The organism is Mycobacterium sp. WUMAC-067 (genome assembly GCF_020217485.1).
Taxonomy (GTDB): domain Bacteria; phylum Actinomycetota; class Actinomycetes; order Mycobacteriales; family Mycobacteriaceae; genus Mycobacterium.
Map to the genome: position 1 here is coordinate 115011 of NZ_JAEKMI010000005.1, position 12977 is coordinate 127987.

A 12977-nucleotide genomic window follows, 5' to 3' on the forward strand; every position below is an offset into this window, starting at 1 on the left:
AATGGACCCTGTCGTGGCAGACGAACAAACAACCAAGCCGCGAGCTCGTCGTCGAGCCTCGCGCGCGGCGGGTCCCGCCAAGAGTGAGTCGACCCGGGACGTCACGGTCCAGACCGAGGGCCCGGCCGCGCCGAAGCGGCCGGCGAAACCCAAGGCCCTCAAGTCCATCAAGCCGCCACCGCGGCGCCAGCCGCACCGCGCCCTGGTGGCGTGGATCTCGTTCGCGGCGGCGCTGGTGGCGGTGGGGACGTTGGCCGGATGCGTGGCCCTCTTGATCGTCCAGCACCGCCACGCCACCGCGGCGCAGGCGCGCGACCAACGTTTCGTCGACACCGCGACGCAGACCGTGGTCAACATGTTCAGCTACAAGCAGGACAACATCGACGAGAGCGTCAACCGGTTCGTCAACGGGACCAGTGGCCCGCTGCGCGGCATGCTCAGCGCCAACAACAACGTCGAAAACCTCAAAGGCCTGTTCCGCTCCACCAACGCGACATCCGAAGCCGTCGTCAACGGCGCCGCGCTGGAAGGCATTGACACCGTTACCGATAACGCGTCGGTGTTGGTGTCGGTTCGCGTCACTGTCGCCGACATCGACGGGGTCAACAAGCCGTCCATGCCCTACCGGTTGCGTGTCATCGTGCACGAGGACGACTCCGGGCGGATGAGCGGCTACGACCTGAAGTATCCCGACGGGGGTAATTGATGCGATGGCGGCGTTGGCTGCTCATCGTCGCGGGTTGCCTTCTGGCCGTGGCGTTCGTCGGGTTGTCCGCGGTGGCCGGCTGGATGTACTGGGATCGGGTCGAGGTCCGCGGTGAGCAGGCGGCGCGCGCCGTGTTGCCCGGCTTGGCGGCCAAGGAAATACCCGAGGTCTTCGCCTACGACTACCAAACCGTCGAACGCAGCCTGTCGGCCGCCTACCCGCTGTTGACCCCCGACTATCGCGCGGAGTTCCAGAAGAGCGCCAACACGCAGATCATCCCGGAAGCCAAGAAGCGCGAAGTGGTGGTGCAGGCCAACGTCGTGGGCGTGGGAGTCATGTCCGCCCAACGCAATTCGGCGTCGGTGATGGTCTACATGAACCGGACGGTCACCGACAAGTCACGCCAGCCGTTGTATGACGGCAGCCGGTTGCGGGTCGACTTCAAGAGGATCGGCAAGCAATGGCTGATCGGCTACATCACGCCGATCTAGCTCAGTAGCACATCGCAATGCCGTTGCAGTACAACGGGTAACGCTCGATGGGGCTGGGCGGCGGCCCGGTCATCGCCAGCGAGAATGGTTGCTTTTTCATCTCCGGCTGCAGCCCGCACACCGCCCCGTGCAGCGTGGTGTGGGTGCCGCTCATCGTTTCGTCGCTGAACGCGAAGGTTTCGGTGGACGGCGCGGTGCCTCCGCCCGGGCAGGCCACGCCGTTGTCCTTTTGAACCTTGAAAGTCCACAGCATGCTGGACATGCGCGCCCGGCCGCTGAAGTTCTGCAGCTTGTCGGCGGCGCTGATCTGCTCGGACGTCGAACTCACGATGTTCAGCGCGCAGTTCATCGCAAATACGATCGGGTCGGAATAGTCGTTCATGTTCCGGGTCCCGGACGGCTGGTCGCAGAGTGCGGAGATCGTCCAGGTGACCCCGGAAACGCCCGCCTCGTTGTAGGCGTAGGTGCCGTCCGCGGGCGGCCCGAGCGCTTTGGCCGGTTCGCCGGATTGCAACGCGATTCCCGTTGCGACGGCCGTGAAGATCGCGGCACCCGCGGCCAGACCGTGACGGAGCTTCATGTGACTCTTTCTCCTTCGCGTGCGACGCTGCACCCGAGTATCACAGCGTTGGCGCGCCAACACCATGGGTTCTCGGCGCATCCGGGCTAATCGGCGCCATGGGGCCGCGCCTCGGCGAGCGCGTCGAGGAATGACCGCGCCCAGCGATCAACGTCATGGGCGAGCACCTGGCGGCGCAGGGACCGCATGCGCCGCCGTCCTTCCTCGACGGACTGGTCGAGTGCGGCCTCGATGGCGTCCTTGACCCCCTCGAGGTCGTGCGGGTTGACCAGGTACGCCTGCCGCAGTTCGGCGGCGGCGCCGGTGAATTCGGACAGCACGAGCGCACCGCCGAGATCACTGCGGCAGGCGACGTACTCCTTGGCGACCAGGTTCATCCCGTCGCGCAGCGGGGTGACCAGCATGACGTCGGCGGCCACGAAGAACGCGATGAGTTCGTCGCGGGGGACCGGCCGGTGCAGGTAGTGCACCATCGGATGCCCGACTTCGCCGTATTCACCGTTGATGTGGCCGACCTGGCGTTCGATGTCGTTGCGCAGCTGCTGGTAGCTGTCCACCCGCTCGCGGCTCGGTGTCGCCAGCTGGATCAGCACCGTGTCGTCGCGCTTGGCCCGCCCTTCGGCCAGCAGCTCCGAAAACGCCTTCAGCCGAACGTCGATGCCCTTGGTGTAGTCGAGCCGGTCGACGCCGAGCAGCACCTTGCGGGGGTTGCCGAGCTCGGCACGAATTTCCTTGGCGCGGCGCCTGATAGCGCGGTGCCGGGCCGTCTTGTCGAGTGCGCCGGAGTCGATGGAGATGGGAAAGGCGCCCACCCGGACGACGCGGGACTCGAGCTCGACCTCGCCGTACCGCGACCGCACCCCGACCGCCCCGCGCGAGGTGTTGGCTCCGGTCAGCCGCCGGGAGAGGAACAGGAAATTCTGCGCGCCGCCGGGCAGGTGGAATCCGACGAGGTCGGCGCCCAGCAGGCCCTCGACGATCTCGGTCCGCCACGGCATCTGCATGAACAGCTCCACCGGCGGGAAGGGGATGTGCAGGAAGAAGCCGATGGTCAGGTCGGGCCGCATCTCGCGCAGCATCGCCGGGACCAGTTGCAGCTGATAGTCCTGCACCCACACGGTCGCGCCGCGCGCGGCGGCACGCGAGGTCGCTTCGGCGAAGCGGCGGTTGACGACGACGTAGCGATCCCACCATTCGCGGTGGTAGAGCGGCTTGACGATGACGTCGTGATACAGCGGCCACAGCGTGGCGTTCGAGAAGCCCTCGTAGTACTCGGCGACGTCGTCCGCGCTCAGCTTGACCGGCCGCAGTTCCAGGTCCTCCTGGACGATCGGCTCGTCTTCGTTGTCGACGTCCTCGTCGACGACGCCGGGCCAGCCGACCCACGCGCCGCGCCGGCGCCGCAGTAGCGGCTCGAGGGCGGTGACCAGTCCCCCGGGGCTGCGTTTCCAGGCCGTGCTGCCGTCAGGAAGCACCTCCCGGTCTACCGGCAGCCGGTTGGCGACGACGACGAAGTCGGATTTCCCGAATTTGGCTGCCTTGGAGCTTCGCCCTCCCCCGGGAGCCATTTACGCGTCGAGTTTCGCCGGCCCAATACCCAGCATGGACAGAAAAACCCGGCATTCGTCGGCGTCGTTGGCGTACGCCGCGACGACCCGCCTGGCCTGGCTCGCAGTGCTGTCCGCCACCGGCTCGACGTCGCCGATTTCGCCAGGATCAGATTTCGTAGGCATGACTTAACTGTAGGCGACGCGCGTGATCGGCCGCAGCCCGTCTCACCAGCTAACGGGCGTCGGACGCATTTATGGCTGGTTTGCAGGGATTCGCCGCGCCGCTCGCGAAGACACGATCGGCCGGGGCGTGCCCCTGCCAGGGGTTCGCGGCGCGTCCCCCCAGCGCGGCCCCGGTTACACACTGGCCGTAATCTGTAAACAATTCGAGCTGACAACAAGCGAGGTGGGCCAATGACTCTCTCCGAGCAAGCCGGCGCGCAGGCGGGCAACGCCAGCGCCGAGGAGCTGGTGACCTACGAAACCCTCGACGAGGGCCGCATCGCGCGCATCTGGCTCAACCGGGCCGACGCCCACAACGCGCAGAACCGCGGCCTGCTGGTGCAGCTCGACGAGGCATTCCTGCGCGCGGAGGCCGACGACACCGTCCGGGTGATCATCCTGGCCGCCCGCGGCAAAAACTTCTCCGCCGGTCATGACCTCGGCTCGGAGCTGGCGCTGGCCGAGCGGGCGCCGGGTGCGGGGCAGCATCCGACGTTTCGGATCAATGGCGCCACCCGCGATCCGGTCGCGGAGAAGACCTACCTGCAGGAGTGGCATTACTTCTTCCAAAACACTTGCCGCTGGCGCGATCTGCGCAAGATTACGATCGCCCAGGTCCAGGGCAACGCGATCTCGGCGGGCCTGATGCTGATCTGGGCGTGTGACCTGATCGTCGCCGCCGACAACGCCAAGTTCAGCGATGTGGTCGGCGTGCGGATGGGCATGCCCGGGGTCGAATATTACGCCCACCCTTGGGAATTCGGCCCGCGCAAGGCCAAAGAGCTGCTGCTGACCGGTGATGCGCTGGACGCCGACGAGGCCTACCGGCTGGGCATGGTGTCCAAGGTGTTCCCGGTCGACGAATTAGCCGACAAGACACTGGAATTCGCGCGACGCATCGCGGAGCGGCCCACGATGGCGGCCATGCTGATCAAGGATTCGGTCAACGCCGCCTCCGACGCGATGGGCTTCACCGAGGCGTTGCGCCACGCGTTCCACATCCACGAGTTGGGCCACGCGCACTGGGCGGCCCACAACGAGAACAGGTATCCGATCGGCCTGCCGCCCGACGTCGAGGACTGGCGCAACGCCAAGCCGACGAAGCTGGCGCGCCGCGACACCCCGTAGCGCCGCGCAGCAGAGCGGCTAACGAGACCGGGGGTAGCGATATTCCCCCCGAGGGGACATGCTTCTATAGCTAGAACTTGTTCCAGTTTGAAAGGGCCTCGCGTGCAGCTTTCTTTCCAAGACCGGACATACCTGATCACCGGCGGCGGTAGCGGGATCGGCAAGGGCGTGGCGGCCGGGCTGGTCGCGGCCGGCGCCTCGGTCATGATCGTCGGCCGCAATGCCGATCGACTCGCCGGGGCCGTCAAGGAGATCGAGGCCCTGCCCGGCGGCGGCTCCATTCGTTATGAGCCCGCCGACGTCACCAACGAGGACGAGGTGGCCCGCGCGGTCGACGCGGCGACGGCCTGGCACGGGCGGCTGCACGGCGCGGTGCATTGCGCGGGTGGCTCGCTGACCGTGGGGCCGATCACCCACACCGACTCGGAGGCGTGGCGAAACACCGTCGACCTCAACGTCAACGGCACCATGTACGTGCTCAAGCACGTGGGGCGCGAGCTCGTGCGCGGCGGTGGCGGCTCGTTCATCGGGATCTCATCGATCGCGGCCAGCAACACCCACCGGTGGTTCGGGCCGTACGGGGTCACCAAGTCGGCGATCGACCACATGATGATGCTGGCCGCCGACGAACTCGGCCCGTCGTGGGTGCGGGTCAACAGCATCCGACCGGGCCTGATCCGCACCGATCTGGTCGACGCGAGCGTGATCCAGTCACCGGAGATCAGCGGCGACTACGCGCTGTGCACCCCGCTGCCGCGGGTCGGTGAGGTCGAAGACGTGGCCAACCTGGCGATGTTCCTGCTCAGCGACGCGGCCGCCTGGATCACCGGCCAGTGCATCAACGTCGACGGGGGACACATTCTGCGTCGCGGTCCGGATTACTCCTCGATGATGGTGCAGATGTACGGCGAGGACGCGCTGCGCGGGGTGGTGGCACCCTAATCGTCGCCGCGCCTAGCGAACGGGAGAAGCGATGAAGCGACTCGAGGGTAGGCGGATCCTGGTGACCGGCGCCGCGTCGGGCATCGGGCAGGCGACCGCGCTGCGCTTGCTCGACGAGGGCGCCGCGGTGGCGGCCTCCGACGTGGCAGCCGACGGCCTGGACACGACGAAGGCCCGCGCCCAGCAGGCAGGCACCGCCGACCGGCTCACCACCCTGCCGATGGACGTCGGCAGCGAGGAGTCGGTGATCGACGGCGTACGCCTGGCCGTCGAGCGGCTGGGCGGCCTTGATTCGCTGGTCAATGCCGCCGGCATATTGCGGGCCGCCCACACCCGCGAGACCAGCCTCGAACTGTGGAACCAGATCGTCGGCGTGAACCTGACCGGGACCTTTCTGGTGGTGCGTGAAGCGCTCGACGCCCTGTTGGCGAACCCGCGCAGCGCGATCGTGAACTTCAGCTCCACGTCGGCCTCGTTCGCCCATCCCTACATGGCCGCCTACGCCGCGAGCAAGGGCGGCATCCAGGCCTTCACCCACTCGTTGGCGCTCGAATTCGCGCGCGAGGGCCTGCGTGCGGTGTGCGTGGCGCCCGGCAGCATCAAGTCCGGGATCACCGACGCCACCGGCGGATACATTCCGAAAGACGCTGACTGGTCGCTGTTTTCGCGGCTGATGCCGGTCCTGCCGACCACGACGGAGTCCAGCGGCACCGGGATGGCCGGACCCGACGCGGTGGCCGGCGTGATCGCCATGCTGGTGTCCGACGACGGGGCCTGGATCACGGGCACCGAGATCCGCATGGACGGCGGCACGCACGCTTGATGGCGGCGACCCGCTGCGCCCGGCTTCGCCGCGCTTGCGATCGCCGCTGCGCCTGATGGCGGCGACCCGCTGCGCCCGGCTTCGCCGCGCTTGCGATCGCCGCACGCTTGATGGCGGCTAGTTCACGCAGGGCACGCCGCCGCCGTCGATCGGCTTTCCCTGATCGGGCGTCGGGTAGGTCGTGGTGGTGCCGTTGTAGTAGTAGGACTTGGCCTTGGTCGACGTGGTGGTGCTGGTGCTCGTGACGTCGTCCATCTGCGTCTCGTCCGGTGTGGGGATCGAGAAGTTGGTATCCACCGTCACCCGGATGTGGCCGGGTTGGACGCCGGGGCTGGGCTGTTTGGGCGCGTCGAGGCCCAGCAGGTTGGCCACGTTGCTCGCATCGGTCTGCGCGCCGGCGCCGTACTCGATCGAGCTGGTGGTCGGCTCGCCGGACTCGCGGTCGCGGACCTGGCCCGGGGTGTAGCCCTTCTTCTTCAGCGCGCGCGAGACCTCGGTGGCGAGCCCGCTCATGCTGCCCGAGTTGACCACGTCGACGACCGTGGACGGATTGGGCTTGACGGCCGTCGTGGTGGTCGCGGTCGACGGTGCGTCGGTGCCGATCGCCGCCGCCACCTCTGCCTTGATCGCGGTCGGGTCGACGATATTGACGTCCTGGCCATCGATGTTGTCGTAGCGCACCACCGGCAGCGTCCGGAATTCCAGGTTGCCGCCGGCGAGCCCGCCGAGCCGTTGGATCATCTCGTCATTCCAGCCGGACGAGAGCACCACGTCCTTGCGCGCCACCGCCATCAGGTTCTTGAGCTTGTCGATGTTGGTGAACGTGCCGGCGGCCTGCAGCTCCTGCATGACCGACGAGATGAACGCCTGCTGGCGGTGGGTGCGGTCCAGGTCGCCGTTGTCCAGGCCGTGCCGCTGCCGGACGAACGACAGGGCCTCGGAAGCGTCCAGTCGCTGACGGCCGGCCGGGAAGTCGGCGCCGGAATACGAGTCGTAGACGGCGTGGTTCAGGCACACCTCGACGCCGCCCAGCGTCTGCGCCAGATCGTAGAAACCGGCCAGGTTGACCTCGGCGAAATAGTCGATCGGGACGCCGGTCAGGCTGCGCACCGCGCGCAGGGTCGCCGCCCGGCCCGCTTCGCGGCCCTTGGTCTCGAGCTCTTTCTGACTGCTCGTCCCCTGGTTGGCCAGCTTTTGCGCGACGTACTGCTTGGTCAGCCCGTAGGCCTCTTTGATCTTGATGTGGTTGTATCCCGGGACCCCGGTGAAGGGCACCCAGTCGTCGCGTGGGATCGAGAAGGCGACCACTTTGTTGTCGGCGCTGACGTGCACGAGGATCAGCGTGTTGGTGTTGTAGCCGCCGTCGTCGGAATCGCCCGCGTGCAGATGCTTGAGGATCGAATACGGCAGGTCATTGCCGTCCTGATCCTTCCGCGAGTCCAGGCCGATCAGCAGGATGTTCATGTTGTCGCCGCTGGACCGCGGGTCGTCGGGCTGCAGTGCGTTGGAAACGGTGATGCCACCCAGCGCGCCGTGCGCCACGTAATACCCGGCGCCGGTCAACCCGACCGCCGCCACGGAAACCAGTGCGCCCAAGGTGCGCGTCAGCCCTTTACGGAATCGAGAGGGTTGACGGACGGCTCGATGGCGGCGATGGGCGCCGCCCGAGCGGGCCATCACAAACCTCTGCCCACACCCAGCGCATCACCGGACCCCGCAACGGCGGTTAGCGGCGATGTCGCTTCGAGCATGGTGACAAGTATGCGTTAGCTTGCTGTGAAGGCCCCAATCGAGAGCGCCCGTCGACGGCCGTCGCGAGCGAGTTCGGCGGGCCCGGTCGGCGCGATTCGCGGCCACGATCGCCGCTCTACCAGGCTGTTTTGGTCGGGCGGTGCGGGGGAGTGGCCGCGCTGATCGCCGGCGGGCCTCGAGCGGGAGAGCGATCGAGCCGAACTCGTTACCGCACGGATACCTCGTAGCGGACCGGCATCGACCGGGACGGGCCAGCAAACCGTCGCCGTCAGCAGTACAGGTACTCGATGCGCCATCGGCCATCGACATAGTCGGCGTGATACTGGCCGCCGAGCGCCGGGTTGGCATCGTGGATGAGGCCGGAGCCGCCGACCCCGGGCGTGAAGCCCGGGGGATCCCACGCGATGGATATCGGGTTGGGCGGCATGGTCGGTGTGCATCCGACTTGTTTCTTGACGTAGCCGTCGATGATCGCGCGCTCGGCGGCGGCCTGGTCACCGCCGTCGGGCGCGGGGGCGTTGGGGCACAGCGCATTTGCGCCACAGGGGTGTTGCCCCACGGCGGCGCGGGCCACGTCCGTCGGCGTACTCACGGTCAGCATCGCCGCCGCGAGCATTCCGGCGGCCGCCGTGGTCCCGGCAATTCTGCGGATGCGCATGTTGTCTCCCAGCCGTGCTAGCGGGCTTTGACCAGGTCCTCACCCGCGGAGTAAAAGAGCGTGATGTTGGTGCCGGTGACGATTTCGGCGAGATAGACACCCGCGGGTTCGACCTCGTAGTAGTAGTGGGCATTGCCCTTGGTATCCAGTGTCGACGCGCACGGGTAGCCCGGCGCCCCGCATCGCTGTTTGATCGGTATCGCGAAAACGGCGAGCAACACGACGACGGCGATTCCGATGCTCAGCGGGACTTTCTTCACTGCCGACCTCGTTTGCGCCAGATCTACCACCGTTGGAGTGTAAGCGGCCGATCCCGCCGCGGCACCTGCGACGCCGCGGGCCCTTCTTCCTAGGCCCCACGGCGTTTGGGGGCCCGGGTGCCGCGGGTACGCGGATGTGAGCCGATCGAAGGGCTGAGCATGAGCGATACGGACCTCAGGCCGCTTTCGGCGGAGCGGCCAGGCAATTCAGAGCCGCGGGAGCCGGGGACACCGGACGAGAAACCGGAGCGGCTCACGCCGACCGAAACGCCCGAACGGCTCACGCCGACAGAACCGCCGGAGCGGTTGACGCCATCGGAACCGCCCGAGCGTCACGCCCCAGAATAACGAACGCGACCGAGCAGGATCGGAGGACGGATATGCGTGCCGAGGAAGGCGACGAATCGGTCAAGGACTACGCGAAAGAAGGCCGGGAAACCCTGGGCCGCATCAAGGCTTCCCAACACGCGGGCGGCCGCCTGGGTGACATCGCCCGACGGTTCGCCAGTCTCTGGCGGGGGCAGCGCGGCCAGCCGGGCGGCCAGCAGGACACCGAGCCGCCGGCATAAAACCGATTGCGGCAGCGGCTAATTCGTGGCCGGAGCCGGATGTCGGTGAGCCCATGGCTGCGCCTCTTCGAGTTGGGCGGCCAACTGCAGGAGGCTGCCGTCGGCGCCCAACTTCCCCACGAACTGCACACCCAGCGGAAGGCCACCCTGTGTCCAATGCAGGGGGACGCTGATCGCGGGGCGCCCGGTGAGGTTCGCCAACTGCGTGTAGGGCACCCAGCCCAGGCTCTCCTGGATGAGGTCGTCGAGAATTCCGCTGAGCCCCATGAGTTTTCCCGCGCGGAGCCTGCTGATCACTCGGGCCGCGCGCTGCAACACCGCCGACGTCGTGGTGGCGCCCACCTCCAGGGGAGGGGTGGCCAGGGTGGGGGTCAGGAAGTAGTCGTAGGCGCCGTGGAACTCGGCCAGAGACTGGATGTAGTTGTTCCTGTTTTCCAGTGCGGACATGACCGCGAGGACACCCCCGGATCGGCCGAGTTCACTGACGGCCAAACTATCGGCCTCAAAGTCGCTGTCGCGGGCGCCGGTTCGCCGCTTGATGTCGGCGACCTGGTGGTGGAGCTGCGCGAACCAGATGGTCAGAAAGTCACGGCCCAGCGCGGCATCATCGTACGGCGGGGCGACCTCCTCGACCTGATGGCCCAGTTCGCCCAGCAGCACGGCGGTCTTCTCGACCGCGGCGACGGCCTCCGGGCTCGGCCGCGGGTTGATGGCCGAGCGCGCCGAGTATCCGATTCTCAGCGCTTCCGGACGACGTTGGATGAGTTCGCTGAATGGCTTGTCGGGCAATGCAACCCGGTAGGCCCCATCGGGTTGCTGTCCGACGATCGCGTCGTAGAGCGCGGCACTGTCGCGCACAGTGCGCGACACCACCCCCTGGGTCGCCATCCCCAACAGCATCTCGCCGGTCTGCGGGCCGTAGGGCGCCAAGCCCCGGCTGGGCTTGAGGCCGACGAGTCCGTTGCAGGCGGCGGGGATTCGGATCGACCCGCCGCCGTCGTTGGCCCCGGCGGCCGCAACGATGCCGGCTGCCACCGCTGCCGCGGATCCGCCTGACGAGCCGCCGGGCGTGTGCTTCGTGTTCCACGGGTTGCGGGCGGGACCCCAGTAGTCGGGTTCCGTCACGCCCTTGGCCCCGAATTCGGGAGTATTGGTCATCCCGAAGATCACCAGGCCCGCGTCCAGAAACCGCTGCGTGACCAGCGCGTGCCGGTCGGCCACCTCGTTGGCCAGCGACCGTGACCCGCACGACGTGGGAAAGCCGCGGTACTCCTGGCCGAGGTCTTTGAGCAGGAATGGGACACCGGCGAACGGCCCGCTCAGGTTCGGGTCTGCGGCTTGGGCGTCGGCGACATGGTCGAGACGGCGGACGATGGCGTTCAACCGCGGGTTCACGGCGTCCGCTCGTTGCCGCGCCAACGCGAGGAGTTCGGCCGGAGTGACCTGCTTGCGCGCGACCAGCTCGGCCAGGGCGGTCGCGTCCAGCGACATGTACTCGTCGAGGTGCATGTCTTCTCCTTCGCTCCGGTCCGTCCCGTGCGGCACCGACCTGACCTCCCCTAAATTGACGCCGCTGCACGCTATCGACGTCAAGCGAATGCGGGCACCGGCTCGGGGCGCCTTAGTATCACCTGGTGCCCACGGCAGCTGAACCGTTTACGATCCGGGGTCCCGGCGGGGTCCAGATCGTCGCCGACCGCCTCGGGGATCCTCACGCCCGCGCCGTGGTGTTCTTGCACGGCGGCGGGCAGACCCGCCGTTCCTGGGGCAAGGCCGCTGCCGCGGTCGCCGCGCGCGGGTGGCAGGCCGTCACCGTCGACCTGCGCGGCCATGGCGAATCGGACTGGTCCGGTGACGGCGACTATCGCGTCGTCAGTTTCGCCGGCGACGTCCAAGAGGTGTTGCGCACGCTGCCGCCGCGACCCGTGCTGGTCGGTGCCTCGTTGGGCGGGTTCACGTCGATGCTGCTCGCGGGGGAGCTGTCCCGGGGCATCGCGAGTGCGGTCGTGTTGGTGGACATCGTCCCGAACATGGACCAGTCCGGGGCGAACCGGATACATGCGTTCATGGCCGAGCGGGTGGAATCGGGGTTCGGCTCACTCGACGAAGTCGCCGACGCGATCGCCGAGTACAACCCGCATCGGCCGCGACCAACCGATCTGGATGGCCTGACCACCAACCTGCGTCGCCGCGGCGACCGCTGGTATTGGCACTGGGATCCCCAGTTCATCAGCGGCACTGCGGCATTCCCACCGTTCGAGGTCACCGATGCCGATCGGATGCACGCGGCCGTGGAGGCGATCCTGCGCGGCGGGGTGCCGATGCTGCTCGTCCGCGGGCAGATGAGCGACCTCGTCAGCCAGGAGCGCGCCGACGAATTCCTGGCGCGTTTTCCCCAAGTCGAATTCACCGATGTCCGCGGTGCGGGACACATGGTCGCCGGCGACCGCAACGACATCTTCGCCGGCGCCGTGCTGGAATTCCTTGCGCGGCACGTCGACGCCGGATGAACCGCCCACACGGAACCCGCTGGCCGCCAGCGTATCTGAGACGGGTGGCGCTGCTACTATCTGCCGGGCACAAGCGGAGGGGGTCGGAGTGAGCATGCCGTGGTTGCGGAGGCTGGGACTCGTCGGGGCCCTCATGGTGGCTGGGACGGCGATGGCGAAAACCGCTGCGGCAGCGCCGCCCCCGGCCCTGCCATCGCCGCCCCCGGCGCCGGGCATGGGGGTCGATCATGAATCCGGCAGGTGCACAGCGGGATTCGCGGCACAGGGTGCCGACGGCAGCTACTACCTGATGACCAGCGGCCACTGCGACGCGCATGACGGTTCGGAGTGGACGTATGGCAACGATGCCCCGCTCGGCAGAATCTCGGCCAGCGAGCATGAGGGCGCCAAGCGGGACGCCGCGATCATCCGCCTCGAGCCGAGTGTCGGCATGCCGGTGGGCGACGTGGGTGGCAGATATCAGGTTCGGGATGTGTTGAGCCGCACGCAGATTCAGCCCGGTATGCCGTTCTGCAAGATCGGCGCGGTGACGGGCGAGACGTGCGGCGCGATCAAGGGCATCGATGGTGACGTGGTCGAAGCCAGCGTGTTCAGCCTCGACGGCGACAGCGGCAGTCCCGGCTTCGTGATGAACCCGGACGGCACCGTGAGCGCGGTCGGTCTGTTGATGTCCTCGCCCGACGGAGACGACTACACGACCTACTTCATGCTGATCAATCCGCTGCTGGACAGGTGGGGCCTACGGGTTCTCCCGTGAGAAGCGTTTGCAGATCTCGGGTATCGGGT

15 protein-coding genes are annotated in these 12977 nt (G+C 67.6%); 8 read left to right on the top strand and 7 right to left on the bottom strand.

Translation table 11 applies throughout. The features are described from left to right. Window position 1: 1 nt before the first annotated feature. Entirely contained in the window at window positions 2-706 is a 705-nt protein-coding gene (locus tag JF781_RS05080) for a mammalian cell entry protein (RefSeq protein ID WP_225327901.1), read from the top strand. Further along, window positions 706-1197 (top strand): mammalian cell entry protein, encoded by a 492-nt coding sequence (locus tag JF781_RS05085; protein ID WP_225327900.1) that lies wholly within the window; start codon window positions 706-708, stop codon window positions 1195-1197. The genes JF781_RS05080 and JF781_RS05085 overlap by 1 nt, the downstream gene beginning before the upstream one ends. A gap of 1 nt (window position 1198) precedes the next feature. Here JF781_RS05085 and JF781_RS05090 read toward each other — a convergent pair whose 3' ends face one another. The 3 genes from JF781_RS05090 to JF781_RS05100 all read right to left on the bottom strand — a co-directional run bounded on the left by JF781_RS05090 (window position 1199) and on the right by JF781_RS05100 (window position 3510). Beyond that, on the bottom strand, window positions 1199-1777 hold the full coding sequence (locus tag JF781_RS05090; RefSeq protein ID WP_225327899.1) for a hypothetical protein: 579 nt from the start codon (window positions 1775-1777) through the stop codon (window positions 1199-1201). A gap of 86 nt (window positions 1778-1863) precedes the next feature. Continuing rightward, window positions 1864-3345 (bottom strand): trehalose-6-phosphate synthase, encoded by a 1482-nt coding sequence (locus tag JF781_RS05095; RefSeq protein ID WP_225327898.1) that lies wholly within the window; start codon window positions 3343-3345, stop codon window positions 1864-1866. Beyond that, window positions 3346-3510 carry a hypothetical protein gene (locus tag JF781_RS05100; protein ID WP_008263763.1) on the bottom strand — a complete coding sequence of 55 codons (165 nt, stop codon included), beginning with the start codon at window positions 3508-3510 and terminating at the stop codon, window positions 3346-3348. Window positions 3511-3741: 231 nt separating this feature from the next. Between JF781_RS05100 and JF781_RS05105 the strand changes: the two genes are divergently transcribed. The 3 genes from JF781_RS05105 (at window position 3742) to JF781_RS05115 (ending at window position 6442) form a co-directional block, all read left to right on the top strand. After that, window positions 3742-4677 (top strand): enoyl-CoA hydratase, encoded by a 936-nt coding sequence (locus tag JF781_RS05105; RefSeq protein WP_225327897.1) that lies wholly within the window; start codon window positions 3742-3744, stop codon window positions 4675-4677. 102 nt (window positions 4678-4779) lie between these two features. Continuing rightward, window positions 4780-5619: an SDR family oxidoreductase gene (locus tag JF781_RS05110; protein WP_225327896.1), complete on the top strand. Its 840-nt coding sequence runs from the start codon at window positions 4780-4782 to the stop codon at window positions 5617-5619. Window positions 5620-5650: 31 nt separating this feature from the next. Continuing rightward, window positions 5651-6442, top strand: a complete 792-nt coding sequence (locus JF781_RS05115) for an SDR family NAD(P)-dependent oxidoreductase (protein WP_225327895.1) — start codon at window positions 5651-5653, stop codon at window positions 6440-6442. A 117-nt stretch (window positions 6443-6559) separates the two neighbouring features. Here JF781_RS05115 and JF781_RS05125 read toward each other — a convergent pair whose 3' ends face one another. From JF781_RS05125 to JF781_RS05135, 3 genes are all read right to left on the bottom strand, one after another. After that, window positions 6560-8119 (bottom strand): LCP family protein, encoded by a 1560-nt coding sequence (locus JF781_RS05125; RefSeq protein WP_225327894.1) that lies wholly within the window; start codon window positions 8117-8119, stop codon window positions 6560-6562. Window positions 8120-8462: 343 nt separating this feature from the next. Next, complete coding sequence (locus tag JF781_RS05130; RefSeq protein WP_225327893.1) at window positions 8463-8852, bottom strand: integrase; 390 nt, start codon at window positions 8850-8852, stop codon at window positions 8463-8465. Window positions 8853-8869: 17 nt separating this feature from the next. Further along, window positions 8870-9112 carry a hypothetical protein gene (locus JF781_RS05135; RefSeq protein ID WP_225327892.1) on the bottom strand — a complete coding sequence of 81 codons (243 nt, stop codon included), beginning with the start codon at window positions 9110-9112 and terminating at the stop codon, window positions 8870-8872. A gap of 380 nt (window positions 9113-9492) precedes the next feature. Between JF781_RS05135 and JF781_RS05140 the strand changes: the two genes are divergently transcribed. Continuing rightward, window positions 9493-9681, top strand: a complete 189-nt coding sequence (locus JF781_RS05140) for a hypothetical protein (RefSeq protein ID WP_225327891.1) — start codon at window positions 9493-9495, stop codon at window positions 9679-9681. A gap of 18 nt (window positions 9682-9699) precedes the next feature. Here JF781_RS05140 and JF781_RS05145 read toward each other — a convergent pair whose 3' ends face one another. After that, entirely contained in the window at window positions 9700-11190 is a 1491-nt protein-coding gene (locus JF781_RS05145; protein WP_225327890.1) for an amidase, read from the bottom strand. Between the two features lie 125 nt (window positions 11191-11315). Here JF781_RS05145 and JF781_RS05150 point away from each other — a divergent pair, with 125 nt between their 5' ends. Together JF781_RS05150 and JF781_RS05155 are read left to right on the top strand one after the other, a co-directional pair. Then, window positions 11316-12191 (top strand): alpha/beta fold hydrolase, encoded by an 876-nt coding sequence (locus JF781_RS05150; protein ID WP_225327889.1) that lies wholly within the window; start codon window positions 11316-11318, stop codon window positions 12189-12191. Window positions 12192-12279: 88 nt separating this feature from the next. Next, entirely contained in the window at window positions 12280-12948 is a 669-nt protein-coding gene (locus JF781_RS05155; RefSeq protein ID WP_225327888.1) for a S1 family peptidase, read from the top strand. Window positions 12949-12977: the final 29 nt, after the last annotated feature.